This window comes from Fructobacillus sp. ESL1117, from assembly GCF_058508565.1.
The window spans coordinates 856,496-881,422 of sequence record NZ_CP196385.1; the positions used below are offsets into that span (position 1 = coordinate 856,496).

Annotated in this window: 27 protein-coding genes; 2 read left to right on the top strand and 25 right to left on the bottom strand. The window is 45.3% G+C overall.

Annotated elements, in window-relative coordinates; genetic code table 11:
- Window positions 1-24: 24 nt before the first annotated feature.
- From ftsH to pth, 7 genes are all read right to left on the bottom strand, one after another.
- Complete coding sequence (gene ftsH, locus ACSYSH_RS03730) at window positions 25-2,103, bottom strand: ATP-dependent zinc metalloprotease FtsH (protein ID WP_252773510.1); 2,079 nt, start codon at window positions 2,101-2,103, stop codon at window positions 25-27.
- 62 nt (window positions 2,104-2,165) lie between these two features.
- Entirely contained in the window at window positions 2,166-2,702 is a 537-nt protein-coding gene (hpt, locus tag ACSYSH_RS03735) for a hypoxanthine phosphoribosyltransferase (protein ID WP_252773509.1), read from the bottom strand.
- Complete coding sequence (gene tilS, locus ACSYSH_RS03740) at window positions 2,702-4,033, bottom strand: tRNA lysidine(34) synthetase TilS (RefSeq protein WP_491706139.1); 1,332 nt, start codon at window positions 4,031-4,033, stop codon at window positions 2,702-2,704. The genes hpt and tilS overlap by 1 nt, the downstream gene beginning before the upstream one ends.
- Window positions 4,034-4,077: 44 nt before the next feature.
- A complete protein-coding gene (locus ACSYSH_RS03745) occupies window positions 4,078-4,470 on the bottom strand; it encodes an FtsB family cell division protein (RefSeq protein WP_252773507.1) in 393 nt (130 codons plus the stop codon).
- A gap of 77 nt (window positions 4,471-4,547) precedes the next feature.
- Window positions 4,548-4,820: an RNA-binding S4 domain-containing protein gene (locus ACSYSH_RS03750; protein WP_252773506.1), complete on the bottom strand. Its 273-nt coding sequence runs from the start codon at window positions 4,818-4,820 to the stop codon at window positions 4,548-4,550.
- Entirely contained in the window at window positions 4,810-8,349 is a 3,540-nt protein-coding gene (gene mfd / locus ACSYSH_RS03755; RefSeq protein ID WP_491702355.1) for a transcription-repair coupling factor, read from the bottom strand. The genes ACSYSH_RS03750 and mfd overlap by 11 nt, the downstream gene beginning before the upstream one ends.
- 2 nt (window positions 8,350-8,351) lie before the next feature.
- Window positions 8,352-8,918 carry an aminoacyl-tRNA hydrolase gene (pth, locus tag ACSYSH_RS03760; RefSeq protein WP_252773504.1) on the bottom strand — a complete coding sequence of 189 codons (567 nt, stop codon included), beginning with the start codon at window positions 8,916-8,918 and terminating at the stop codon, window positions 8,352-8,354.
- A gap of 121 nt (window positions 8,919-9,039) precedes the next feature.
- Between pth and cbpA the strand changes: the two genes are divergently transcribed.
- Window positions 9,040-9,690 carry a cyclic di-AMP binding protein CbpA gene (gene cbpA / locus ACSYSH_RS03765; protein WP_252773503.1) on the top strand — a complete coding sequence of 217 codons (651 nt, stop codon included), beginning with the start codon at window positions 9,040-9,042 and terminating at the stop codon, window positions 9,688-9,690.
- Window positions 9,691-9,776: 86 nt separating this feature from the next.
- Here the strand turns inward: cbpA and ACSYSH_RS03770 are convergent, their stop codons facing one another.
- The 6 genes from ACSYSH_RS03770 to ACSYSH_RS03795 form a co-directional block, all read right to left on the bottom strand.
- On the bottom strand, window positions 9,777-10,457 hold the full coding sequence (locus tag ACSYSH_RS03770; protein ID WP_252773502.1) for a hypothetical protein: 681 nt from the start codon (window positions 10,455-10,457) through the stop codon (window positions 9,777-9,779).
- Window positions 10,458-10,495: 38 nt separating this feature from the next.
- On the bottom strand, window positions 10,496-11,146 hold the full coding sequence (locus ACSYSH_RS03775) for a DUF421 domain-containing protein (protein WP_252773501.1): 651 nt from the start codon (window positions 11,144-11,146) through the stop codon (window positions 10,496-10,498).
- A complete protein-coding gene (locus ACSYSH_RS03780; RefSeq protein WP_252773500.1) occupies window positions 11,143-11,586 on the bottom strand; it encodes a DUF3290 domain-containing protein in 444 nt (147 codons plus the stop codon). The genes ACSYSH_RS03775 and ACSYSH_RS03780 overlap by 4 nt, the downstream gene beginning before the upstream one ends.
- Window positions 11,587-11,729: 143 nt before the next feature.
- On the bottom strand, window positions 11,730-13,349 hold the full coding sequence (gene groL / locus ACSYSH_RS03785; protein ID WP_252773499.1) for a chaperonin GroEL: 1,620 nt from the start codon (window positions 13,347-13,349) through the stop codon (window positions 11,730-11,732).
- Between the two features lie 69 nt (window positions 13,350-13,418).
- On the bottom strand, window positions 13,419-13,703 hold the full coding sequence (groES, locus tag ACSYSH_RS03790; protein ID WP_252773498.1) for a co-chaperone GroES: 285 nt from the start codon (window positions 13,701-13,703) through the stop codon (window positions 13,419-13,421).
- A 174-nt stretch (window positions 13,704-13,877) separates the two neighbouring features.
- Complete coding sequence (locus ACSYSH_RS03795; RefSeq protein ID WP_491702649.1) at window positions 13,878-14,618, bottom strand: nitroreductase family protein; 741 nt, start codon at window positions 14,616-14,618, stop codon at window positions 13,878-13,880.
- An 88-nt stretch (window positions 14,619-14,706) separates the two neighbouring features.
- Here ACSYSH_RS03795 and ACSYSH_RS03800 point away from each other — a divergent pair, with 88 nt between their 5' ends.
- Window positions 14,707-15,192: an FUSC family protein gene (locus tag ACSYSH_RS03800; protein WP_252773497.1), complete on the top strand. Its 486-nt coding sequence runs from the start codon at window positions 14,707-14,709 to the stop codon at window positions 15,190-15,192.
- 77 nt (window positions 15,193-15,269) lie between these two features.
- Here the strand turns inward: ACSYSH_RS03800 and ACSYSH_RS03805 are convergent, their stop codons facing one another.
- From ACSYSH_RS03805 to ACSYSH_RS03860, 12 genes are all read right to left on the bottom strand, one after another.
- Complete coding sequence (locus tag ACSYSH_RS03805) at window positions 15,270-16,115, bottom strand: Cof-type HAD-IIB family hydrolase (RefSeq protein ID WP_252773496.1); 846 nt, start codon at window positions 16,113-16,115, stop codon at window positions 15,270-15,272.
- A gap of 65 nt (window positions 16,116-16,180) precedes the next feature.
- Entirely contained in the window at window positions 16,181-17,221 is a 1,041-nt protein-coding gene (locus ACSYSH_RS03810) for a lipid II:glycine glycyltransferase FemX (protein WP_489816041.1), read from the bottom strand.
- Between the two features lie 4 nt (window positions 17,222-17,225).
- Complete coding sequence (locus ACSYSH_RS03815) at window positions 17,226-17,873, bottom strand: redox-sensing transcriptional repressor Rex (protein ID WP_047974671.1); 648 nt, start codon at window positions 17,871-17,873, stop codon at window positions 17,226-17,228.
- A 93-nt stretch (window positions 17,874-17,966) separates the two neighbouring features.
- Window positions 17,967-19,001, bottom strand: coding sequence for a tRNA (adenosine(37)-N6)-threonylcarbamoyltransferase complex transferase subunit TsaD (tsaD, locus tag ACSYSH_RS03820; protein WP_491702354.1), 1,035 nt, complete (start codon window positions 18,999-19,001; stop codon window positions 17,967-17,969).
- Entirely contained in the window at window positions 18,998-19,471 is a 474-nt protein-coding gene (locus tag ACSYSH_RS03825; RefSeq protein WP_491706140.1) for a GNAT family N-acetyltransferase, read from the bottom strand. The genes tsaD and ACSYSH_RS03825 overlap by 4 nt, the downstream gene beginning before the upstream one ends.
- Window positions 19,461-20,012 carry a ribosomal protein S18-alanine N-acetyltransferase gene (rimI, locus tag ACSYSH_RS03830; protein ID WP_252773492.1) on the bottom strand — a complete coding sequence of 184 codons (552 nt, stop codon included), beginning with the start codon at window positions 20,010-20,012 and terminating at the stop codon, window positions 19,461-19,463. The genes ACSYSH_RS03825 and rimI overlap by 11 nt, the downstream gene beginning before the upstream one ends.
- Window positions 19,996-20,781 (bottom strand): tRNA (adenosine(37)-N6)-threonylcarbamoyltransferase complex dimerization subunit type 1 TsaB, encoded by a 786-nt coding sequence (gene tsaB, locus ACSYSH_RS03835; RefSeq protein ID WP_252773491.1) that lies wholly within the window; start codon window positions 20,779-20,781, stop codon window positions 19,996-19,998. The genes rimI and tsaB overlap by 17 nt, the downstream gene beginning before the upstream one ends.
- A gap of 134 nt (window positions 20,782-20,915) precedes the next feature.
- The gene (locus ACSYSH_RS03840) at window positions 20,916-21,185 is read right to left on the bottom strand and encodes a phosphocarrier protein HPr (RefSeq protein ID WP_047974667.1); all 270 of its coding nucleotides are present in this window, start codon (window positions 21,183-21,185) and stop codon (window positions 20,916-20,918) included.
- A gap of 83 nt (window positions 21,186-21,268) precedes the next feature.
- On the bottom strand, window positions 21,269-22,279 hold the full coding sequence (locus ACSYSH_RS03845) for an L-threonylcarbamoyladenylate synthase (RefSeq protein WP_489816043.1): 1,011 nt from the start codon (window positions 22,277-22,279) through the stop codon (window positions 21,269-21,271).
- Window positions 22,276-23,211, bottom strand: a complete 936-nt coding sequence (gene prmC, locus ACSYSH_RS03850) for a peptide chain release factor N(5)-glutamine methyltransferase (RefSeq protein WP_489816044.1) — start codon at window positions 23,209-23,211, stop codon at window positions 22,276-22,278. The genes ACSYSH_RS03845 and prmC overlap by 4 nt, the downstream gene beginning before the upstream one ends.
- Entirely contained in the window at window positions 23,211-24,290 is a 1,080-nt protein-coding gene (gene prfA / locus ACSYSH_RS03855) for a peptide chain release factor 1 (protein ID WP_489816045.1), read from the bottom strand. The genes prmC and prfA overlap by 1 nt, the downstream gene beginning before the upstream one ends.
- Before the next feature lie 9 nt (window positions 24,291-24,299).
- On the bottom strand, window positions 24,300-24,890 hold the full coding sequence (locus ACSYSH_RS03860; protein ID WP_252773487.1) for a thymidine kinase: 591 nt from the start codon (window positions 24,888-24,890) through the stop codon (window positions 24,300-24,302).
- Window positions 24,891-24,927 lie beyond the last annotated feature (37 nt).

The following is a 24,927-nucleotide window of genomic DNA, read 5'->3' on the forward strand; positions in this document are numbered from 1 at the left end:
CCTAAGCCAACTTTTTTAAAAAACTCATTGATCTGAGTCGGTCGTATCGTCTGCGGATTCAGCTTGTTCATCATTTTGGTCAAGAGGCTTTGTTGGGTTTTCATCACCCTTTTGCTCTTCATCTTCCACTTCGTCTTCCTTGTGGTCCAAGGAAGCCTTGGTTTCATCAAATGACTTGGCATCCTCCTCGTCTTCTTCACCCTTCTTGGTAAAGTGACCGGTTTCGTAGATGTCTTTGATCTGCTTTTCATCCAATGATTCCACATCCAACAAGGCGTTGGCAATCGCTGCCAACTTGTCCTTGTGCTCCGTCAAAATCTTGGTTGCTTCTTCAAAGGCTTCCCTTGTCAAACGACGCACTTCTTCATCAATCAATGCAGCCGTTTCGTCTGAATATGACTGGGCGCCACCCTGTTCGCTATAGCCAACCGAAGCATTTCCTTCAAGTTGGACCATTCCCAACTTTTCAGACATTCCATAGGCCGTCACCATTTGACGGGCCAAATTCGTTGCCTGCTGGAAATCGTTAGCAGCACCCGATGAAGCTTCGTTAAATGTTGCCAATTCGGCGGCACGGCCACCCATCAAACCAGCCAATTGTTCCTTAGCTTCTGAATAACGGATGTTATAACGGTCCGTCTTTGGCGTCATCAAAGCATAACCACCAATGCGTCCACGCGGCACAATTGTCACCTTCCGAACAACGGAAGCGTTTGACCGAACCAAGCCAACCAAAGCATGACCGGCTTCGTGGAAGGCAGTTGTCTTGCGCTCCAACTCGGACATTGCCCGGTTTGCCTTGGCAGGTCCTTGGAAAATTCGATCTTCTGCTTCATCCAAGTCAGCGGAGTCAATTAACTTCTTGTCACGGCGAGCAGCCAACAAAGCCGCTTCGTTCAACAAGTTTTCCAAATCAGCCCCAACATAACCAGGCGTTTGATGGGCAATTGCCTTCAAGTCGACGGCCGGTGCCAATGGCTTGTTCTTAGCGTGAACCTTTAAAATCGCTTCACGACCCTTAACATCAGGAGCGCCAACCAAAATCTTGCGGTCAAAACGACCTGAACGAAGCAAGGCTGGATCCAAAACATCAGAACGGTTGGTTGATGCCAGAATGATTACCCCTTCAGAGTTCTCAAATCCATCCATTTCAATCAGGATTTGATTTAACGTCTGCTCACGTTCATCATTACCACCGCCAACACCGGAACCACGGCGACGACCAACGGCATCGATTTCATCGATAAAGATAATGGCAGGGGCAGCCTTCTTTGCTTCTTCGAACAAATCACGGACACGGGAGGCTCCAACACCGACAAACATTTCAACAAAGTCTGAACCAGACATCGAGAAAAATGGTACGGAGGCTTCACCGGCAACAGCCTTTGCTAGTAATGTCTTACCAGTTCCGGGAGGGCCCTCAAGCAAAACCCCCTTTGGAATCCGGGCGCCCATATCCACGAACTTTTTTGGTGATTTCAAGAATTCAACAACTTCAACCAGTTCTTCCTTTTCTTCATCAGAACCAGCGACGTTTTCAAAGCGAATCTTGTTGTCCTTCGGATCAGAAGGCTTGGCCTTTGACTTACCAAAGTTCCCCATCATGCCGCCTTGACCGCCCTTACCGCTTGATTGGGACATCATCAAGTAGAAGACACCAACAATCAAGAGCAATGGCACAATTGAAATAATCAAGTTCAACCAGAAGCCAGAAGATGGTGCTGGCTTGGTCGTCATATCAGTGTTGGTCTTCTTGGCCAAATCAGTAATTTGCTTCAATGATGAATCATTTTCCAAAACAGAAGTTGAAAACTTCGTTGTCGAAGTCTGATTTGCCAAAAGGCTATTCAAGCCTTGACCAGTCGATGATGACTTTTGGCTGTTCTTATAAGTTCCAGTCACCGTGTAAACGTCGTTACCGGGCTGGATTGTGAAAGAGTCAATCTCTTTGTCAGACAATTGCTTAACGAAATCAGACGATGATAACGTCTTTGTTCCGCCACTTGACCCACCAACTAGTGAGTAAATTCCGGCAATAACCGCCAAGAAGATGATGACATATAGAAAGGAGCTTCTAAAGAAGCCACCGTTATTTTTTTTCATCGGGAGTCCTCAATCTTGATAAAAGTTGCTATAAATTATACGGGTGTGAGATTAAATGGATGTTAACTATAAATATCCTTTTTCAGAATACCAACGTAAGGCAAGTTACGATACAAGCCTGCATAGTCCAAACCATAACCAACAACAAATTCGTTACGAACGTCGAAGCCAACATAATCGGCATCGATTTCAATCTTTCGGCCACCCTTTTTGTCTAAGAACGTAGCGACCTGCACGGAGTTAGCGCCACGATCTTTAAGTAAGTCCTTCAAAAATAGCAAGGACTGACCTGTATCAACGATGTCTTCTAAAATCAAAACATCGCGTCCAGCAACATCAGACTGGACATCTGTTACCAACTGAATTTCATTGGACGATGTTACCCCACCGTGGTAGGAGGAAATTTTAATAAATTCTAAATCAACGTACAAGTCGATTTCACGAACCAAATCCGCCGTCCAAAGGTACGCCCCTTTGAGCACTGACAAAACGAGGGGCTTTCTCCCCGCGTAGTCTTTGGTAATGGTTTGACCAAGGCGAACCGCTGCTTCGTGGATTTGCTCTTGGTCATATAATACTTCTTCGATATCGTTATTCACTAATTTTCCTCAATTCGCCATACTAACCATTGCTTAGCTACATTCGGACGATCACGTCCGGCGGGCAGGTACCAAACCTGTTGACCTAACCAAACAGCCAAAACTGTTTGACTTTGATCTGTTAATAGCCAGGTCTTCTCCCGTAATGTGACCGGAATTTTTTTGTCAATCAAGAGACGACGCACTGATTTTGTGCCGATTTTCAGAGGGACACGATCAGCTTTTTGAGCCAAAGATAACGTTAAATCGCCTACCAAATGTTCGGGTAAAACCAGAGCTTGATCAGCTTTTTGCGGTTTTTTTTGTGTCCACAAAAGCTGGCCACGGTCAAAAAATTGCCATTGGTCTAATTTTAACACAAGTTCTTCGGGCTTTCGGCCATTTTTTGCAGTTTTTTCTTCTTTTACCAGTTGAACCTGAGAATAAGCCTTCACCACCAGCCAACCATCCCCCAAGTCAACCTGACCATTTGGCTTTTGTTCATTGGCCAATAGAGACAAAATAGCAGCCAACTGTCCATTTTTAACATGATAGATTCCCTGATTTTGCAACCACAACAACACGGTTTTCGCCCACCAGGGCCTTGGCACCCGCTGAAAATCAGTCTGAAAAATCGGCAAAAAGTTTTTCACCTGCTCCCGTAACAACACTTGGTCAGCAGCCTCCTGCTTGGCAAAATCAACTAAATGGTCTTTTGCCTTGGCGTTAATAGCCATCAAGGCCGGAATAACTTCGTGGCGCAGTTGGTTACGGCCGGTATAACTCGGATCTGCATTTGTCGCATCTTCCCGCCAACTGACTTGGTGCTCTTGGGCGTAAGCTTTCAGCTCTTCTTTTGAAAAATCAAGAAAGGGTCGCAAATAGTAATTTGATTGCCCCGACATTCCCCACTTATGTTGGGCTACGCCACCCCGAATTAATTGTAACAGTAGCGTTTCCACCTGGTCATCCAGGTGCTGGGCCAGGATAATAGCCTTGGCACCAGTTTTTTGGGCAACTCGATCAAAAAAATCGTAACGTATTTTTCGCGCCCAAGCCTCAACGCCGTTTTTTCCTGGCGCTGTCACTTTTTTAACATAACAGGGAATTTGGCGATCCTGACACTGATTTCTCACAAAGGCCTCATCGCCATCGGAAGCAGCACCACGCAATTGATAATTGACATGGGCAACGACCAAATCCAGCTCCGGCCGATAACGACGCAATGAGTCAAGAAGAGTCATCGAATCGAGACCACCAGAGACCGCTAACACCACCTTGTTTGGCCATTCTGTTTCTTTAATTGTCTGTGCAATCGTTTTCTTCATCGCTTTTATTTTACCCATTGTCATAAAGAAAAAGCCACCCTTATCCAGGGTGGCTTTCAAACAAATAATTAAGATTTGTCCGGTAAGTTATAGATTGTTTCGTCCTTACGTGAGTATCCGTACTTATCACGCAAAATTTGTTGCAAGTAAGTTGGATCATTCAATTGGTTCGCCGTTTTCTTCAAGGATTTATTTTGCTTTTGAACAGCTTGAAGGGCCAATTCGGACTTAGTCAACGTTTGATTAGCAGCGTGCAATCGCACCTGCCCCATGACAAGTTGAACCATGAAAACCGCCGCGACGGCAAGGCCGACTAAGACAATCCGCCGTTCCCGTAAGTGGTGAGCCCTGGCATAGTGCCTACGACTGGCTTCGCGACGGGCATCAGAGGCAGCAATCTGCTTGGCAATCCGAGCATTTAACGGTCGAATATTCGATTGTCGGTGCTCAGTTTCTACCATTGCCCCACTCCTTATCAGTATTATTCTGACATAATCGCAATAGACTTGCAAGGCGAATCAGCAGACTTTAGACAAATTTAACCTTCCTTGTCATCTTGCTGATAAGACTCGGAAACAACTTCGTACATATCTTGTGCTTCGTCCTTTTTAACGATTTCAGCCAACTTCAAAACCCTGACTACTAATGTCTTATTACCAAAATGAATCGTAATCAAGTCATTGGTACCAACATTAGCAGCTGATTTAGCCCGCTTATCGTTAATTTCAATCCGCCCTTGGTCAGCCAAATCTTTGGCAACGGCCCGGCGCTTAATAATCCGTGAAAGCTTTAAAAACTTATCAATTCGCATTCATTTCATCCTTTTTTGTCAGTTGCAAAACAACCAAGAGGAAGTTTCGCAGGTTATTGAGCCAGTACGCTGACTCCTCTTTCAAATCAATGGTTAATGTGACGGCCAACTGAGCTTGCTTGCCATCGACAACCGCCTTATAAGGCACATCCTGCAAGGCTTGGAAAATTGTTTCCCCAGCTAACTTGCTGGTCATCGATTCAGCAAAGCGAACTGTTACTTGATTCCTTTGACGCCTTATTTGCGTTACCTCGGCCAAATCAGCCAGATTCTTGATTCGAGAAACCAACAACAGGCGACCAACCTCATCTGGGAAGTCACCAAAGCGGTCAATCAAATCCGCTTCAACATTCTCAAAGTCTTCATCTGACTTTGCCTGACGAATTTGACGGTAAAGATCAATTTTTTCAGCCGAATCCGCCACATAATCATCCGGCAAGAAGGCTAATACCCCCAAAATCAGTTCGGCATCCGTTTGCGGTGTCGCTGCCGGCTGGGGTTGACCTTGCTTTGCAGCAACCGCCTCTTTGAGCATCTGTGTATACAAATCATACCCGACTGAATCAATAAAGCCGTGTTGCTGCTTGCCAAGCAGATCGCCAGCGCCTCGAATCGATAGGTCACGCATTGCAATTTTAAAACCAGATCCCAGCTCCGTAAAGTCCCGAATGGCTTCCAGCCGCTTTTGTCCCTCTTCACTTGGCGTACGAGTAAACGGATAAGTAAAGTAGGCATAAGCTAACCGAGCCGATCGTCCGACGCGACCGCGAAGCTGGTAAAGCTGCGACAATCCCATGTGATCGGCATTATCAACAATCAACGTATTCGCATTGGGAATGTCCACCCCGGTCTCAATAATCGTCGTTGTCACCAGAACATCGAATTCCTGATTTAAGAAGGAGTAAAGAATTCCCTCCAATTGAACTTCTGACATTTGACCGTGAATGACTCCGACTCGAGCATCAGGAACCAAATCTTGAATTTGATCCGCAATCCGCTCCAGATCAGCCACCCGATTATGCAGATAGAAGACCTGGCCATTGCGGGCTAACTCCTTGCCAATCACATCGCGCACCAATGTCCAATCGAGTTCGACCACGTAGGTCTGAATTGGATAACGGTTCAATGGTGGCGTTTCAATCACAGACAAATCGCGAGCACCAACGACTGCCATATTCAGCGTTCGTGGTATTGGTGTCGCCGTTAACGTCAAGACATCCACATTGGTCCTGATTTGCTTTAACTTTTCCTTGTGCTTCACACCAAAACGCTGTTCCTCATCGATGACTAGTAACCCTAGGTCGGCAAAGGCCACATCGGCGCTCAATAAGCGGTGTGTGCCAACAACGATATCGATTTCGTGATCCTTTAATGCCTGGATGGTCTGCTTGTTTTCTGCTGCCGTTTGGAACCGCGACAGGTGGCCAATCCGAATCTCTGGAAAATCAGCAAAGCGTTCGACCATGGTCTCATAGTGTTGTTGGACAAGGATCGTCGTTGGCGCCAAAAAGGCAACCTGCTTGCCAGCATGGGCAGCCTTGAAAACCGCTCGCAAAGCAACCTCGGTTTTACCGAAGCCGACATCTCCCACTAATAGCCGATCCATTGGCCGCAAGCGCTGCATGTCGGCCTTAATCTCTTCGATACTGCGGACCTGATCAGGCGTTTCCGGATAGGGAAAAGCCGTATCAAACTTTAATTGGGCCGTATCATCGGGTGGAAAGGCATAGCCCTGTTTTGCCTCCCGCTCGGCGTACAGTTCCAACAGCTCGTCGGCAATATCTTCAATTTTATTTTGAACTTGCTTCTTAGTCTTTTGCCATTCAGTCCCGCCCAGTTTGTTAATCTTGGGCTTCTTACCAGCATCTGATCCGCCAATATACTTTTGAATCAAGTTTAACTGGGTTACCGGCAAAAAGATCTTAGCATTCTTTTGGTACAAAATTACCAAATAGTCCTGTTTACCGCCGTCGGCTTCTAGACTTTGCAAGCCCTGATACTGACCAATCCCATGGTTAATATGCACGACATAGCCGCCAACCTGAAGTTCATTATAAGACTTCAAGCGTTCGGCGTTGGCCATCTTCCGCGACCGACGAGCCACCGGCTTCCGCGCCTTATCAAACAACTCCCGTTCAGTTAAGACCGTTAAGTGGGTCTTAGGCCACTCAAAACCAGCACCTAGGTTACCGATAATGATTTGGACCTGATTGGCTTGAATCTCGCGGTTGATTGGCACTGTTAAATCATGGTCTTTCAGTGTGGCCACAAAGTTTTGTGCTCGATCACGGTCGCTAATTAAAAGCACCATGGTCGTGCCCCGGTCTTTTGCAAACTGCAAATCCGGTAACAGAGCCGGAATTTGACCGTAGTATTGGTTTGCCGGCCTGGATGTTATTTCTTCCAGATGAGCAAATGTTAACTTATTCAAGCCCCGCTGAAAGTTGGCCAAGTAAAGTTCGGCCTGAGAAACTCGACCTAAAATAGCCTCCAAGTCTTCCTTAATAGCCAATGGCGGCAAAATCTGGTAAGTCTCGACCTGTTGGTCAAGCCATTCCTGGTCAAGGCTATTCTGTGACAAGGCGCTTTCCTGCAGGCGGGCAAAATCATCAACAACAAATAATCCCTCTTGACCCAAATAATCAATCAGCGTCGTCTTCTCTTGGAAAAAATACTGAGCGTAAGGCAGAATCGATTGGTCCCGCCTGCCTTCATCAAGTGCCGTCTGTGTACTATCAAAGCCTTCAGTGGCATGTTTTTTCTCCACCCCTGGCAAACGCTTACGATAGGCTGAAAAGGCCTCCTCCAAACGGGTCTTACCAGCCTGATAGCGGTCTTGGTCAATCACCAAATCAGTTGCTGGTAAGACCGTGACCCCCGTCACCGAATTGGCACTCTTTTGACTAGACGGATCAAAGGTTTTAATCATATCCAATTCATCATCAAAAAAATCGAGACGGTAAGGATTATCGGCTGTCGGTGGAAAAACGTCAAAAATAGAGCCCCGTTGGGCATATTCACCCGGATTTTCCACCCGGACAACCAAACGGTAACCCAGTGTCAAAAACCGCGCTTTCAAATCCTGAAAGTCATAACTTTCACCAACCTTCAAACGCATTTGCGCATTAGTGAAGTCAGTCACCTGTGGCTCATAACGAACGAAGGCCGCCAAATTTGTCAGGTAAATCCCTACTTGTCCGGTAGCCAAGCCCTGTAAAGCCTCTACTCGGTCAGTCACGAAAGAATTAGAGGAGACGGCAAGTTCTGTCGCCAGTGCCTCCTCGGCCGAAAAACGGTACAGGTCCTCTTCAGCTACTAAATCAGCCAAGTTATTCGCCAAGTCCTCCAAGTGAGCCTGGGTATCAGTGAGTACCAGGATTGGCTGTGGTCGCCGTGCATAAAGCGCGGCTAACGAAGCCGCTTTCGCTGCCCCATTCACACCCAAAAAAAGCTGGCGCTCGCCAGGCTTTTGTTGTTCGGTTAATCTCGTAATTGTTTCATTGTTCGCTAAATATTTTGTTAACGTCATGCTTACCCATTATATTGATTACTCAATTCAGCTGCATTGGCCCCATGAACCCAATCCACTAGGGCCTGGTCGACCTTTTTAAAGGTGTCATCCCAGGTAGCTAAATCATCTTTTGAAAATTTTCCCAAGACGTAATTAACGACCGACTGATGGTCATGGTCTGGGTGGCCAATCCCAAACTTCAAACGCAAGAATCCTTGCGTTTTCGTATGAGCCATAATTGATTTTAATCCATTATGGCCGCCGGCCGAACCCTTTGCCCGAAAGCGAATCTTGCCAAAGGATTGATCCATATCATCGGCCAACACGAGAATATCATCAACATCCCCGCCGTAAAAGTCCAAAAAGGCCCGAACTGCTTGACCGGAATCGTTCATATAAGTACTTGGCTTAACCAACCAAACCACTTCCCCATCAATCACAGCCTTGGCCGCCGATGCATACAGTTTCGTTGGTACAAATTCGACCCCCTGACTAGCCGCAAAGTGGTCTAAGGCCATAAAGCCAATGTTATGTCTCGTCAAATCATAGCTCTCACCAATATTTCCAAGACCAAAAATAAATTTCATCAGGGTTCCCTTTCAAACATTTCTACTAACATCCTAATCTTATCATTATAACACGCAAGTTTGACACATAAATATGTTAGGATAGAGCAAAGAAATAACTTTTATAAAGGCAGGCAAATCTATGTTTCCAAAGTCTTTGATCGTCCCTAAGAATCAATTACTCACCATCAGCGAAGACACCACCATTAAAGAAGTCTACGAACTGTTTGAAAGTAAAAAAGCCGATCACATCCGCACAATTCCAATTCTAGATACCACTGGTCACCTCTTCCGTGGTAATGTTTACCGTCAACACGTTTATGAGTATATTGCTCGTGGCGGTGACACAAGCAAGCGGGCCACCTCGATTATGCGCAATTCAACCAAGTTTATCTCAACTTCGGCTGATTTCTATGAACTTTTCTTCGCTATTCGTGACCTACCTCACATCGCTGTGGTTGATGACGCCCACCACTTTATTGGCGTTCTTACCCATTCCTCCTTAATGGACCTCTTGTCACAGTCATGGTCCCTCCAAAAGGGTGGTGTTTCGCTTGCTGTAAAGACCAAGCAAGAAGAACGGGGAAATCTACAACAAATCACTCGGGTTATCACCCGCTACACGAATATCGAGTCCGTTCTTTCCATTCAAAACGAGAAAAACGAGCCGAAATCAATCCTCTTTACCCTGCCACTAACAAAAGACTCTCCCATCCTGCGTAAGATTATCACAAAACTTGAACGCAAGCGGTTCCAAGTCCAATCCGTTGAAAACTTAAATGAATTTGTTTAAGCGCTAAAAAAACCGATGACAGTCGTGATCTGAATCCTAAACTTCAGGGTTCAGACCTCACAGTCATCGGTTTTCTTTTTTGATATTCAAGCACCGGCAATTATTAGTACTAAGACAAGGGCAATCCCTGTCAAAAAGAGGTTACGAGCCGGTAAATCAGCTGACTTATCCAAATCTGATTCTAAGCCAACCGCCAAAGCCTGAGCAAAAACTAATGGAAACAAAACAATCATTGCCCAAGCAAGCAGTGGCAGGTAACCCGATAGCGTTAGCAAGAAGATTTCTGCATAGGCCAGAACCGGTAAAAGCAAGAAAATCGGACGTACCCAACTGGCCCGACTTTGAGCATGCTGGAACTCCTTTGTACTAATTTCCTCTGCGCGAATTTTGCGAACGTCCTTGGCAATTGAAATTGACAGCGAAAAGGCAATCGAGGGAAACGCAATTCCGAACCAAACGGTTAAAAGTCCCGCAGTTGGCTTGAATTTTGTATTCAAGAGCAGCATTAAAACAATTAAAAAGTATGGCAAGATAACGTCAATGACCCGTTTCAGCCGCAAAATCCAAATTGAATGACTCGGGTACTGGTCAAACCACCAATCATAGGCAAGCTTGACTACAGCGACCGTCACTACCAGCAATAAGCTTGGCCAAAACAAAAGTCGTTGGTAACGCCACCACGAATAAGCAATGCCAACAAGCATTGGCACCACAATCGTCCAAACTCGACTAGTGCGAGCGCGATGATAGATTTTTTTAAGCGTCAATGAAAAATCCTTTCTACGCTCGCCTTGACAACAAGCGTTTACTTCTTTTGATCACTTTGATTATAAGGGGTCAACCGAATCTTCCCCTGAATGTATTCGCCAACGAAGATATCATTAATACCAGCATAGCCTTCGGCAATCACCTGATTTTCCAACCAGTCTTCGTCTTGATCAATGGCATCTAAGACATCAAAGTTCGCCTGGCCATCATAAATAATCGGATATTTGGGATTCTGATCGCCATATTCAATCACAGTCAGCTGACCGTTTTGTTCAATCACGGCTCGCTTCACTTTGGAAACATCGTAAACTTCATGTTCCCGGAGCTTAAACATCAAATCAGAAGCCGACTGGCCGGCCATTACGACAGCATCAACATCAATCTGACCGCGATCAATCACAACCTTTGGTGTGCCATCAATAATCTTTTTTGCCAAACGATTATGTTCTTTTAAGAACTTCAAAATCATTACCCAAAGTGTCCAGATCACAAGCACGATGATGAACTGAAAAACGGTAATTGTTGCCGTATAAATGGTTCCTCCAATGATACCACCTAAAACATAGTTTTGAACTTGGTCTAAGGCATTTGATGGAGCCAAATTTCCCTTTCCAAAAATATTAATTTGAACGATCAAGGCAATCAGGCCGATGCCCAACTTTAAAATAATCGGTAAGTAAAAACTCATCGTTGTACCTCCACATTCGCATTAATCAAATAAACCTGGGTCCTGGTATAGGACAGGCCGTCCTTTGAAAGGCCAATTTGGTAATAATTCTTGCCTTCTTTAGCAATCATGCCATCAACGAGCGAAGTCGAATTAAAATAGACATCGTCGATTTTAACATGCTGTGCTTTGACATAGTTTTTAACAAAGGCCGTCATCTGACTTTGCTGTGAATTTCTGATATTTGTGTTTTGCAAATCAGTAAACTGAACACCCGCAAAAAAAACAAAAAATAAAAAAGCAATGATCGTCAAATCACGATAGCGCGTATTAAAGCGATGACGAAAAGTTGCTACCAAACCAACAGCCAACAGGACAAAGGTCAAGGCCACCAGTAAGATGACGACGGTATTGGTTAAGTTATTTTGCTTGGTTAAATAATCAACACTATAAAACGTCATAAGTTCCCTCCGTTACTTTATTCTAGCACAAGGAAGCAGTCGGTCCATCTGATTTTTTTAGAAAAAAGAAAGAAGTAACCCAAATTGGACTACTCCTTTCTTTAGCACTTATTTCAAAACATTTTAGCAGAAATGCCTTCTTTTTACATCATCCCCGGCATGCCCTGAGCAGCTGCTGGCATTGGTGCGTCTTCCTTTGGCAATTCGGCAACAACGGCTTCCGTTGTCAGCAACAAGGCTGAAACAGAGGCGGCGTTTTGCAAAGCAGAACGCGTTACCTTCGTTGGGTCGACGATTCCTGCCTTGACCATATCAACCCATTCATCAGTCTTGGCATTGTAGCCAGTTCCTTCTGGTTGTTCCTTCAACTTGTTGACGATGACAGAGCCTTCCAAGCCTGCGTTTTCAGCAATTTGACGAACCGGAGCCTCAAGAGCTGCCACAACAGTCTTAACACCTGTGGCCACGTCACCCGTAGCTTCAACGGCAGCAGCGGCAGCCATGGCGTTGACCAAAGCTGTACCGCCACCAGCGACAAAGCCTTCTTCAACGGCAGCTCGAGTAGCATTTAAAGCGTCCTCAATTCGATACTTACGTTCCTTCAATTCCGTTTCAGTAGCAGCCCCAACGTTAATCACGGCCACACCGCCTGCCAACTTAGCCAAACGTTCCTGCAACTTCTCCTTGTCAAATTCTGAAGTGCTGTCGGCAATTTGTTGCTTAATCAAGTCAACCCGTTCCTTCACGGCTTCCTTGTCACCGGCACCCTCAACAATAGTCGTATTGTCTTTTGTGATGTTGACCTTATTTGCTTGGCCCAATTGTTCGATAGTCACATCCTTCAAATTTAAACCAAGATCATCCGTGACAACTGTACCACCAGTTAAGATAGCAATATCTTCCAACATGGCCTTACGACGGTCACCAAAACCAGGTGCCTTGACAGCAACAACGTTAAAGGTACCACGCATCTTGTTCAAAACCAAAGTTGGCAAAGCTTCACCAGTAATATCATCAGCGATAATCAACATTGACCGACCCTGTTCGACAACTTGTTGCAAAACAGGTAAGATATCTTGAATATTTCCAATCTTCTTATCCGTAATCAAGATATAAGGGTTATCCAAATTAGCTTCCATCTTTTCGTTGTCAGTGACCATGTACTGTGACATGTATCCACGGTCAAATTGCATTCCTTCGACAACGTCCAAAGTGGTTTCAATCCCCTTTGATTCTTCGATAGTAATCACACCATCATTGCCAACCTTTTCCATTGCTTCAGCAATCAAGGAGCCAACTTCATCGTTAGCTGCTGAAATCGAAGCAATCTGTGCAATCTCGTCCTTAGTCGAAACCGTGTGAGACATTTCATGCAACTTAGCAACGGCAGCTGCCGTTGCCTTTTCAATACCAGTTCGAATACCAACTGGGTTTGCACCAGCCGTCACGTTCTTGAGTCCTTCACCAACAATCGCTTGAGTCAAAACGGTGGCAGTGGTGGTACCATCACCCGCAATGTCATTCGTTTTTGAAGCAACTTCAGCCACCAACTTGGCCCCCATATTTTCAAAGTGGTCCTCTAATTCAATCGCCTTAGCAATTGTGACCCCATCATTGGTAATAATTGGTGAACCATAAGACTCTTCCAAAACAACGTTACGACCTTTTGGTCCGATAGTCGTTTTAACAGTGTCAGCCAACTTGTCAACTCCGACCTTCATCTTTGATCGAGCATCTTCTGCAAACTTCAATTCCTTTGCCATTTCTTTACTCCTTTAACCAAAATTGATTGAAATCATCATTATTCGTGCTAATTGTTTTTTAATTGCTGTTTAATTAACGATGGCGATAATGTCTTTTTCATGGAGAGCCAAGTATGATTGACCATTATAAGTTAATTCCTGACCGGCAAACTTATCAAACAAAACTTGATCCCCTTCTTTGACTGTCATGTCAAGCTTCTGGCCTGAATCGGCTACCAAGCCACTCCCCGTTGCCACCACCTTACCGGTTACTGGCTTTTCTTGCGTATTTGCGGCTAAGACAATGCCACCAACTGTCTTTTCACTTTGTTCTGCAACACTAACGACCACGCGGTCTCCTAAGGGCTTTAACATGGATCACAACCTCCGTTTGTATTTTTAGCACTCGTATACATCGAGTGCTAATCTGACTTTAGTATAGCACCTTCGACCTATTTGTCAACACGGTGAAATTAGTTTTGTTCAAAAGAAAAAGCCGGTTGCGAGCCCTAACAATAGAGGTCGCACGACTTTTTAGCCATCTTTATTTTATTTTAAATCGAATCCCTTATCATGGGGGTATTGCGACAGAGCAGTGTTAGCAGCACCCTTTGTTAACAAAGAGGCGTTATGCTTCGTCCAATTGGCATCAATATCGCGACTCTTAAAGTAAGTCGCCATCGTTTGATCATATTCCTTAATAGCGACCATCATTTGCTCGTCATCGTAATGATCCTTCATCAACGAACCAGTCAATGGTAGTTTAGGCTTGATCCCTGGCTTTTGATCAGGGTAGCCAAGCGAAAAGCCCATAATCGGTTTGACATACTTTGGTAAGTTTAACTCCCTTTCGTATAGTTCAAAAGCACCCATTGCACCGGCCATTGTTACAGAGCCAATTCCAAGCGATTCAGCCGCCACCTGAGCACGGCCCAAGGCAATCGAAGCTGAAACAATCCCACCCTCCAAATATTGGTAGTGCTGGATTCGCTCTTCCATAATCGCCCGGGTTTCAGCGTCCTGATTTAACAAAACCTTGTGCCAATCGACTGTAACAACAAAATACCGAGTAGCATTTTCAATATACTTCATTTTCACCTTTTCAGTGACTGATTTCTTAAGGTCTTGGTCGGTAATTTCAATAAAGGTGACTGGTTGAAAGTTTTGCATATTTGGTCCGGCAAGGGCCGCAGAGAAAATCGCCTCGACTTCCTCGTCGGTCACTGGCCGATCGGAGAAGGAACGAATTGATTGGTGATCATGTAGTTGATCAAGTATTGTATTTTTAATCATGTTTTACCTCACTGATTGAACAATCATTACCTTTATTTTAATATCTATGATACGCTAAATACTATCAATAAAATAGGAGTACTCCATGAAAAAGTTACAGATCCACGTCGGCATGCGGACCCTGAAGACCGCCATTGTTGTGATGTTGGTCTTACTCGTTTATCACTTTGTCGACCGACCAGCATCGGTTCCCGCCTTAGCGGCCGTCTTCGCTCTTCGAGAAGATTGGGACAATACCATTCAATTCGCCAAAATTCGTTTACTATCAAATAGTGTTGGTGGTTTCTTCTCATTGCTTTACTTTTTGATTCGTGAATTTACGCACCACAATAGCTGGATGCCAATCGTCATTATTCCAGTTTTTGTTATCTGCACGATTGTTATCCTGAACGCGCTAAACTGTAGTCTGGGAATCGTCGGTGGTCTCGCTGCCCTTCTGTTGATTGCTTTAACCATACCAATGGATGCCACTATCGACTACGTCTTCTTGCGAATTGTCGATACCTTTATCGGTGTTTTGTTCGCTATTGGTGTTAATTATTTTGGCATCCCTGAGCAGGAAACCAATTAAGCATCGTCTTCGGCCAAGGTCCAGGGCACAAAACCAATTTAAGAGGCAAGAAAAAAAGACTCGGCTGAGTCTTTTTTTTAATCCATTTCAACCTGATGATCAAGCTTCAATTCGCTTTCAATGGTTGCTAACACGCCATCCTGGACGTTTGTCTTTAAGGCCAAACGCTTATGGGCATCGTGCATTAATGGCATCGCATTTGGCATGAGATAAGAGTTGTCATATCTCGCCAACATTTCCAAATCATTGGTATTATCACCAAAGACCATCACTTCGTTATCCGCGATGTTGTAATAATCTTGAAGAACTTCCAAGGCCGCCGCCTTATCGACTCCCTTGGGTAAAACATCAACGGAGCCAAAACCAGAACCGGTAACGTGAACTTCTGCGCCAAAAACGGCTTCCAATTGTTGAACGTGTTCCTGAACCTCTTCATGCGGCCAAACAAAAGAAACACCTAAAATCTTGTCGTCAATCTTCAAGAGTTTTTCAACCTGGACGACATTCGGATAGAACATCGAAAGCATTTCCTTAAATTCTTGACTGACGTGGTTGGAAATATAAGTGCCATTGACCCCAGCCAAAACAATCACATTGTCGGCTGATTGAGGGTTCAAGGCGTTCCAATCAATCACCTTGCGAATTTGTTCAGGTGTCAGATAAACCGCATATAGTTCTTGTCCTGGTGTCGTTACTACCGACCCATTTGAACCGACAAAGTCAATTTGATCCAACAAATCGTAAGCGGCCATTGGCTCAAACAACTCCTTTAAATTGGCCACTTGTCGACCGGAGGCTGCGACAAAGCGCACACCCTTTTCCTTTAATTGTGACAAAACCCGAGCAAAGTGCTCTTGATCATAACTATCTTCACCGGATAAAAACGTACCATCCATATCGGATGCAATCATTTTAATGCTCATTGGATGCCTTTCTTGTCTTGTTTGCTAGTCGACTAGTTCACACAACTAGGGGCTACCATTATCGGCTAGGCAAATTGTTCTAAGTATTTCTGATAGGCTACCTGGTCAACAACCCAATCAAGTTCCCCAATATAGGCAACCTGTGGGTCATGATAGGCGAAACCGTGCTTAAACTTATACAAACCGTCAGTATGGTCAAATTCACCAACACCACCGAAATCATAAGCAACCTTTCCTAAGGAAAGACCCCACTTCAACATTTCCCACTGCACGAGGTAGGGACCGTAATGCTTGGCAAATTCACGGTTTGATCCAGCATACATATACCAAATTTTTTCCCCATATCCAAAGCCAATTCCAGCCGCAATTACTTGACCGTCATAATGAGCCAAGAAAACCCGGAACAAATCAGAATCGGCCCAGAGTTCTTGCATGCGATAAAAGTATTCGATTGGCCGGTGGGTAATTCCCTGAGCCTGAGCCATCATCGTATAGGTCTTAAAGAAGGCCTCAATGTCTTCCTTGTTACGACCTGAGGTGACTGTGACACCATCCTTGATGGCCCGGCGAATTTGATTACGATAATCGCTTTTGAAGTGTTTCATCAAGCTGGCTTCATCAGTGATTGGTTGTGCTCCTTCACCGCGACCATCATAGAACAAAACCACGTTTTTACGTGGTTGAATGTTGCCATGCATATTCTCGACTTTAACGTTACGGGTCAAAAAACCAGCGTCTTGGTAAGCCTGATCTAAATCTTGGTTGTAGAGTACCTCTGGATCCATTCGAACTAAAAAGACATTTTCTGGCAGATTAGCTAGTGCTTCTTGGACCAATTCCTTGACCAAGGCGACATTAGTCACGTCAGCAACAGGTCCCTTTGGGCAGTATGCCAATAGCTTTCCTGGTACGGCTTCGATAGTTAAAACCGCCAGCGCTGCATCAATGTCGCCATTCTCATTTTCATGGTAGAGGTATAGGTGGCCCCAATTAGCCTTCAAGTCACCCCAAAGTGGGTCTTGGGTAACTTGACCCTTAGCCGCCGTCTTAACAAAGTCTTGATATCTTTGGACTTGATCTGGCTGTGTTAAATCTAAGACCGTCATATTCTTACTTTCCCGTCGTGATTGAGGCATAGTTCTGAATAAAATAAACCAACGTTTGGAGTTCGTTAGTTAAATCAACGTTTTGAACCCGAACACCCTTTGGTACAGAAACTCGTAACGGTGTAAAGTTCATAATTCCTTTGACCCCGGCTGCCACCAAAGTATCCGTAATTTCCTGGGCGACACCTTGTGGCACCGTCAAAATGGCGATGTTAATCCGTTGAGCTTTGATTTGTTCTTCCAATTCACTCATGTCATAAATTGGTACCCCGGATAAAATCTTGCCCCGGTTTTCATTAATATCAAAGGCAGCGGCAATTCGCATGTTTGATGATTGGTGGAAGTTAAAATTCAAAAGAGCCTGGCCCAAATGGCCAACCCCAATCAAAGCCACATTAATCAATGAATTTTGGTCCAAAACCTTGGCAAAAAATTCTAACAAGGCCTCAACATCGTAACCATAGCCTCGTTTGCCTAAAGCACCAAAATATGAAAAATCACGGCGAATCGTTGCAGCATCAAACTTGGTTGCTTCAGCCAATTCAGCAGAAGAAATCCGGTTAGTGCCGGCATCATTTAAAAACGTTAAATAACGGTAGTAGATGGGCAACCGTTTGGCGGTTGCTCGTGGAATCTTTGCTTGCTCGTCCATGGCGTCTCCATTTCACTTTGTGAACTAAATTATATTTATTATAGCATAGATTGTGGGTTTTCCTATCTATTCGCTCATTTTTCACAAATATTTTTATTCATTATCCTGCTGGTCAAGGTCAATCAACGGAAAATCAAGGCCTGGATTTGTGTTCAAATCAAGATCAGCAAAAATCTTGTCTTGATAGTTCCAATAGCCAGCCGCACCAATCATGGCTGCATTATCACCAGTATACTGCTTGGGCACCGGGATAAAGTCAATGTTTGAAAAATCAGCCATTAAATCAGTTAACGCAGCACGCAAACCACTGTTAGCAGCCACTCCACCAGCTAACACGAGTGACTTCACCGGAAAGTCAGTCAAGGCCCGTTTTGTACGACCGACCAGCGCCTTAATAACTGCAGCCTGGAAAGAAGCCGCCAGGTCTTCTTCCTTGATGGTTTCACCGCGCTGCTCAGCGTTGTGGACCTGATTGATTACGGCTGATTTTAAACCAGAGAAGGAAAAGTTATAACCGGCTTCTTTGGCCATCGATTGTGGAAAGTCGATGGTGACCTGTCCCTGATGGGCCAGGTCATCGATTGCCTTCCCGGCTGGGTATGACAAGTTCAACAACCGACCAACCTTATCATAGGATTCACCAGCGGCATCATCAAAGGTTTCACCCAAGATGTGGAAATCATTGGGCTCTTTCATCAAGACCAATTCCGTATGACCACCAGAAACCATCAATGCCAAAGCAGGAAAAATAATTGGTCGGTTAAAATTAGCAGCCGCAATGTGGCCGGCCAAATGGTTGACTGGAATCAACGGCAGGCCATGAGCCATTGCAAAGGTTTTTGCCCCCATTAAACCGACTAGCAAAGAACCGACCAAACCTGGGCCATAAGTCACGGCCACACCATCAAGGTCTTTTGGCTCAACCTGCGCATCCGCTAAGGCAATGTCTAAAGTCTTCGTAATCCATTCAAGATGGTGGCGGGAAGCAACCTCAGGTACGATCCCACCAAAACGTTGGTGCGAATTAATTTGAGTTGCCACCGCATTGCTCAAGACGGTCTGACCGTCCTTGACAATGGCGACTGAAGTCTCGTCAGCACTTGATTCAAAGGCAATTAAAGTTGTCATAAATTCTTCTCCATTAAGATGGCTGTTTGACCGTCATGGTAGTAACCATCGCGACGGGCATAAATTTCAAAGCCAAACTTTTCGTACAACCGGCGGGCAGGAAGATTGTTTTCAGCCACTTCTAAGTAAGCCGTTTGCCCGTAATTTTGCTCACAAAAAGCCTGCATTAACTCACGAGCAATTCCTAGCCCCTGGAAAGCTGGATCAACTGCCAAAAAAGAGAGGTCGACCTCGTCCAAGATGGCTCGGTAAGATAAAAAGCCGACAATTGGGTTGTTCTCAACAGTCCCATCATTTAAAACTCTTTTAGCAGAAGCGGACATTGCACTTTCTGCTAATAAGTAGGTCACCCGTCCAGCTGCCAACTGCTCATCGATTAACCGTTTTGGTACCTGGTCCCTTAAAAAGGCCGCCAAAGCGATTTGGTGAATTCTTGGACTATCCTCAATTGTTGCTCTTTTAATGTTCAAGGTCGAGTACCATTGAAATTGCATCTTCATGGTTATCAATATAATAATGTTCCACAACATCAATAACCGTAAAACCATGGTGGTCATAGAGGGCCAAGGCACCAGTGTTTGACCGCCTGGCTTCCAAGGAAAGCTCTTTTAAGCCAATTTCACGAGCAACCGCCTTTGCCGTATTAATGAGATAAGAGCCAACCTGTTGTCCCTGCCAAACCGGCAAAACGGCAATATTGGCAATATGTAAATCAGAAACCAAATCACGCTTGACCAGGGCAATAAAGGCAATGACCTGGTCCTTTCTTAAGGCAACCAAGTATAGCCGATCCTTTTCTTGGGTTAGTTCATGGTAAAAATCGCGCGAAACCCAGGGTGCGTAACCATTATAGACCGCTTCTTGAATGGCAACGAGTCCGGGAATATCGGAAACAGTTGCTACTCGTAATAATAGCTCTTCTCCAGCAGCTTGAAAAAACTCTCCAGGAAAGTCGACCAATGTTTGAGCGACCGGCCGCTCTTTTTGTTTTCTTTTAAACTTTAAAAACATAGGGTTTGCCCTGCCCGTCATCTTGATGATTTTGTTCCCAGTTTAATTCCGCCTGGGTTTTTCTTAAGTATGATGGCGTCAAGTCATCAATATTTTCAACGGGTGTCGTTGTGGCTGAAAGAGCCAAAAGGCCAGTCCCCGTTGGTAATGACTGGTCATGATCCAAAATCTTGAGGGACTGATTTGATAAGGCCTCTTCAATCGTGTCCTGGAAATGCAACCCATCCCCAACTACAACCACCGGCTCGGCTACCTGGCTAACAAGGGCCAAGACCTCCTCCAATGGATAATGGCCATCCGCCAAGACGACCGTATCGCCCAAATAAGCACCGGCAAAAACATTTTGATTGCGGGCATCAAAGAGGACCAACACAACCGTGTCCCTGGCTATCTGCCCCGCATGAAAATTGTCGACCATGGAATTCTCGGCTGCTAGTACATCAGGTTGTTGCTTTAGTTGGACCTGCTTGGCCAAGCTTTGCAAAGATGAAATAGCTAGAAGTGGCTTTTTCAGCGTGTCCGCTAAGACCTTACCAACCGTCAAGCCAATGCGCAAACCCGTAAAAGATCCTGGCCCCTTGGCAACAGCAATTTGATCGATATCTTGTATCGTTAATTCCTGAGCGGCCAGAAGCGACTTAATCGCTGGCAAAAGATCAATTGAATGGTTTTTTGGCTTGTCTGTTTGAAATGTGTCGAGTAATTGGCCGTCTTTTCCTAAGCCGACGAGCAGTGGTTGGTTACTTGTATCAATCACCAAAATATTCATGAAAGCCCTCCCTGTCATCGACGCCAATTAACATCGATACTTTTCTTCATTTTACTAAAAATCATTCTTCATTCAAATAAAAAAAGCCGCCAAAATGCGACCTTTCGTCGAAATTAATCTAAAATCAGCCTTGGTTACTTAACCAAACCTTCATCCTTCATGACCTTGGCCACTGCTGCCAAGGCATCCTTTGCATCATCACCATCAGCCTTGATTGTCACGTCTGCACCATGGCCAACACCGAGTGACATCACACCCATGATTGACTTCAAATTAACTTCCTTGCCTTGGTATGACAAGGTAACTTCTGAAACAAACTTTGAAGCTGCCTGTACTAATAAAGTAGCTGGACGGGCATGAATCCCTGTCTCTGAAATGATGTTAAACTCTTGTGTCTCTGCCATAATAATTCTCCTTTTTGGAAAAGTCTTTTATTCAGTTTTAGTTTATCAAAGCGCTTACAAAATAGCAAGGTAAATCTCTTTTATTACAGAGTAAATCGCTGACCACCACTGGCTTTGCCTAAGCGATTGTTATATGCCTTACCCAAATCAATGTCTGGCATTGCTTGGGCATAGATTTTGTTCACTTCGTCTTTTTCATCAAAGTAGCGTAACCCAGCAAAGAGATTTTCACTAGCACCAGCCAAATCAGCCCCTAAAGACCATGATGGCACGGTTTTTGGCAACTCTGCCAGCAGCCCCTCGAAAGCCATGACGGCATCACCATCTCCCAAGCTTTCTTTAAGGTCGTTGAAGTCCAATGGGTCAAAGACAATCACGGGCTTATCTGGTGCATAATGCCGGTACTTCATCCCCGGAGCCTTCGGGGTTTCGTTGGCCGCCAAAGACTTTTGGCTAGTCCCATCAATCACTTTTTTCCCCAAGACCACTGTCAACATCTTTTGACTAACGGCTCCAGTACGTAAAATGGTGGGCTCGGCCGCTGTCAAATCAATGACCGTTGATTCCAAGCCAACTTGGGTTGGACCATCATCCAAAATAGCAGCAATCTTGCCATCCAGATCATGATGAACGTGAGCAGCCGTTGTCGGTGATGGCTTACCCGAAAGGTTAGCAGATGGCCCAACAATTGGCGTCCCAGCCTTGCGAATCATTGCGCGCGTTGCTTGGTTGTCAGGCATGCGCACAGCGGCCGTTTGCAAACCACCCGTCACCAACATGGAAACAGCATTTTCCTTAATCGGTAAAATAATGGTCAATGAGCCCGGCCAAAAAGTGTTCATCAACTGTCGCGCTTGATGAGAGACCTCGACGTAAGCAGACAACTGACTCGCATCCCCAACCGTCATGATTAACGGATTATCCGCAGGTCGGCCCTTTGCCGTAAAGACTGCTTGTACGGCTTCGTCATTGGTTGCATCTGCACCCAGACCGTAAACCGTTTCAGTTGGAAAAGCAACTACCTCACCAGCTTGAATCAATGCCGCTGCTTCTTCGATATCCGTACTATTATTTTGTAAATCTTTCGTTTTCATTTTTTTAACTGTACCCGGATTAGTCGGTCAAGACCGGCTAAATCCTGTTTCAATGTCACTGTTGCTGTTGGTAATTGGTCTTGGAAAACCTTGGTTAAGGCTTTGCCCTGGTCATAGCCAATTTCAAAGTAGGCCACCCCACCTGGCGTGAGCTGTTTTTCCAAACCATGAGCCATTCGTTCATAGAGTGCTTTACCACCATTTGGAGCATACAAGGCCAAATCAGGTTCAAAGGTCACCACTGAGTTATCCATCTCTTCCTGTCCATCCGGCCGTATATAGGGCGGGTTGGAAACGATAATGTCAAAACGTTGGTTGGCCACTGCTGTGAAAATGTCGGAATGCATCAAGCCAACACGATTCGCCAATTCAAATTGATGACGGTTTTTCTTGGCCACCGCCAAGGCATCCAACGAAATATCCAGGCCAATGCCACGGGCAGCGGGTAATTCCTGGGCCAAAGTCAAGATAATCGCACCAGAACCGGTTCCAACGTCTAGAATTGTTGGCGCTTGTTCACCCTTAGCTTTCAAATCAGTCAAAACCCAGTCGACCAGTAGCTCCGTTTCTGGACGGGGAATCAAGACCCGGTCATCAACTACGAACTCACGACCATAAAAGGGTGCCTGGCCGAGAACGTACTGGGCAGGCACACCCTTTAGTAACTGGGCAATCCATGTTGGCCAACGTTTGGCTAGCCAAGGGTGCATTTGTCGAGTTAGGTTGGCCCGCAGCATCCCATAGTTCACTTTCAAAGCACCCGTTAAAAGAAAATCAATGTTATCACTCGCCTCGTCTGCATCCAAGCCAGCAGCCGTCAATTCCTTGAGTGCCCACTTGCGCGCTTCTAACAGTGAAATCGGAACCGGTTTTTCTGAACCTGCCTGTTTGGAACGATGTGACTGTTGCCAGTCGGTTTTTTTGTGTGTCATTATTGCTGATTTAACTCCGCCAGCTTGGCTGTTTGTTCGGCTAAGACCAACGCATCAATGATTTCATTTAAGTCACCGGCAATAACCCGGTCCAACTTATTCAAAGTCAAACCGATACGGTGGTCTGTCACCCGATTTTGTGGGTAGTTATAAGTTCGAATTCGTTCGGATCGTGCACCTGAGCCAACAGCGGTTTTCCGCTGCTCAGCATACTCCGCCTCGTTTTCCTGGGCAAAGTGGTCGTAAACACGGGCATTCAAAATCTTCCAAGCCCGTGCACGGTTTTGTTGCTGGGACCGTTCGTCTTGCATGGCAACCGTAATCCCCGTTGGCTCGTGAGTCAAGCGAATAGCCGAAGACGTTTTGTTAACGTGCTGACCGCCGGCACCAGATGACCGGTAAACATCCTCACGAACATCCTTTGGATCAATTAAGCCGTCTTCATCGACTTCTTCGAACTCCGGCATTACCCCGACCGTTGCGGTTGAGGTGTGAATACGGCCTTGTGTTTCCGTTGATGGCACTCGTTGCACCCGGTGGGCACCCGACTCGAATTTCAATTTTGAATAAACGTTGTTACCAACAATCATGGCAACCACTTCTTTATAGCCACCAACTTCAGTCATCGTTTCATCAACAATCTGCAATGACCAACCCTGGTTTTCGGCGTAACGTCGATACATGCCTAACAAATCAGCCGCAAACAAGGATGACTCGTCCCCACCTGCAGCACCACGAATTTCCATAATGATGTTTTTATCATCGTTTGGATCAGTGGGCAGCATCAAAACCTTCAATTTTTCCTCTAATTCAGCTTTCACAGGCTTCAGTGCCGCCAGGTCTTCCTTGGCCAGCTCACCCATTTCGGCATCTCCTAAGAGCTCTTCGGCCTCTAACAAATCGTTGACAACCTGTTGATAACGCTTGAAGGTTTCAACCGTTTCACGAATACCACCCGCTTCTTTTGAAAGCGCCATGTAATTCTTGGAATCGCTCATGACTTCGGGATCGGCTAGCATTTGATTCAATTCATCGTAACGGTCTACAACCGCTTGTAATTGTGAAAATATCGGATCCATGGTGTCTCCTTAATTCTTTGGAATCATTTCTAAAACTGGATGGTACCAATGCTTGCGGCAGGTTGGCAAGTAGGATTCATCCCCCCCGATTTGCACCTGGTTACCAGAATACTGCGGTTGGCCATTGGCAATTCGTAGCTGAGTCGTTGCCTTTTTACCGCAAAACGAGCAAATTGTCTTCATTTCTTCGAGCTTGTCGGCAATTTCCAATAAACGGCGTGAACCCTCAAACAGGTGGTTAAAGGCATCTTGCTTCAGGCCAAAGGCCATCACGGGCAAACCCAAATCATCCACCACATAGGCTAATTGATCAACCTGGTTGGCCGTTAAAAATTGAGCTTCATCAACTAAGACAGCTGCCAACTTTGCGTTTTGACGGTCCTGAATCATTTCATAAAGGTTTTCATTCTCGTCGACAACCGTTGCTGGCCGTTTCAAACCAATTCGTGAGGCAATCACACCAATCCCATCGCGGTCATCCACTAAGGGGGTTAGCAACAAGACCTCTTTGTCCTGCGATTCATAATTATGAGCAACTTTCAAAATTTCAATCGATTTGCCAGAGCCCATCGCCCCATATTCAAAGTACAGTTGTGCCACGTTTTCGCCTCACTCGTTTTATCTATTCTATTAATCC

Bases quoted from the DNA above. Each gene is read 5' to 3' on its own strand.
- ftsH (WP_252773510.1), bottom strand. From the start codon at position 2,103: ATGAAAAAAAATAACGGTGGCTTCTTTAGAAGCTCCTTTCTATATGTC.
- tilS (WP_491706139.1), bottom strand. From the start codon at position 4,033: ATGACAATGGGTAAAATAAAAGCGATGAAGAAAACGATTGCACAGACA.
- ACSYSH_RS03745 (WP_252773507.1), bottom strand. From the start codon at position 4,470: ATGGTAGAAACTGAGCACCGACAATCGAATATTCGACCGTTAAATGCT.
- ACSYSH_RS03750 (WP_252773506.1), bottom strand. From the start codon at position 4,820: ATGCGAATTGATAAGTTTTTAAAGCTTTCACGGATTATTAAGCGCCGG.
- mfd (WP_491702355.1), bottom strand. From the start codon at position 8,349: ATGACGTTAACAAAATATTTAGCGAACAATGAAACAATTACGAGATTA.
- pth (WP_252773504.1), bottom strand. From the start codon at position 8,918: ATGAAATTTATTTTTGGTCTTGGAAATATTGGTGAGAGCTATGATTTG.
- cbpA (WP_252773503.1), top strand. From the start codon at position 9,040: ATGTTTCCAAAGTCTTTGATCGTCCCTAAGAATCAATTACTCACCATC.
- ACSYSH_RS03775 (WP_252773501.1), bottom strand. From the start codon at position 11,146: ATGAGTTTTTACTTACCGATTATTTTAAAGTTGGGCATCGGCCTGATT.
- ACSYSH_RS03780 (WP_252773500.1), bottom strand. From the start codon at position 11,586: ATGACGTTTTATAGTGTTGATTATTTAACCAAGCAAAATAACTTAACC.
- groL (WP_252773499.1), bottom strand. From the start codon at position 13,349: ATGGCAAAGGAATTGAAGTTTGCAGAAGATGCTCGATCAAAGATGAAG.
- groES (WP_252773498.1), bottom strand. From the start codon at position 13,703: ATGTTAAAGCCCTTAGGAGACCGCGTGGTCGTTAGTGTTGCAGAACAA.
- ACSYSH_RS03800 (WP_252773497.1), top strand. From the start codon at position 14,707: ATGAAAAAGTTACAGATCCACGTCGGCATGCGGACCCTGAAGACCGCC.
- ACSYSH_RS03805 (WP_252773496.1), bottom strand. From the start codon at position 16,115: ATGAGCATTAAAATGATTGCATCCGATATGGATGGTACGTTTTTATCC.
- ACSYSH_RS03810 (WP_489816041.1), bottom strand. From the start codon at position 17,221: ATGACGGTCTTAGATTTAACACAGCCAGATCAAGTCCAAAGATATCAA.
- ACSYSH_RS03815 (WP_047974671.1), bottom strand. From the start codon at position 17,873: ATGGACGAGCAAGCAAAGATTCCACGAGCAACCGCCAAACGGTTGCCC.
- tsaD (WP_491702354.1), bottom strand. From the start codon at position 19,001: ATGACAACTTTAATTGCCTTTGAATCAAGTGCTGACGAGACTTCAGTC.
- rimI (WP_252773492.1), bottom strand. From the start codon at position 20,012: ATGTTTTTAAAGTTTAAAAGAAAACAAAAAGAGCGGCCGGTCGCTCAA.
- tsaB (WP_252773491.1), bottom strand. From the start codon at position 20,781: ATGAATATTTTGGTGATTGATACAAGTAACCAACCACTGCTCGTCGGC.
- ACSYSH_RS03840 (WP_047974667.1), bottom strand. From the start codon at position 21,185: ATGGCAGAGACACAAGAGTTTAACATCATTTCAGAGACAGGGATTCAT.
- ACSYSH_RS03845 (WP_489816043.1), bottom strand. From the start codon at position 22,279: ATGAAAACGAAAGATTTACAAAATAATAGTACGGATATCGAAGAAGCA.
- prmC (WP_489816044.1), bottom strand. From the start codon at position 23,211: ATGACACACAAAAAAACCGACTGGCAACAGTCACATCGTTCCAAACAG.
- prfA (WP_489816045.1), bottom strand. From the start codon at position 24,290: ATGGATCCGATATTTTCACAATTACAAGCGGTTGTAGACCGTTACGAT.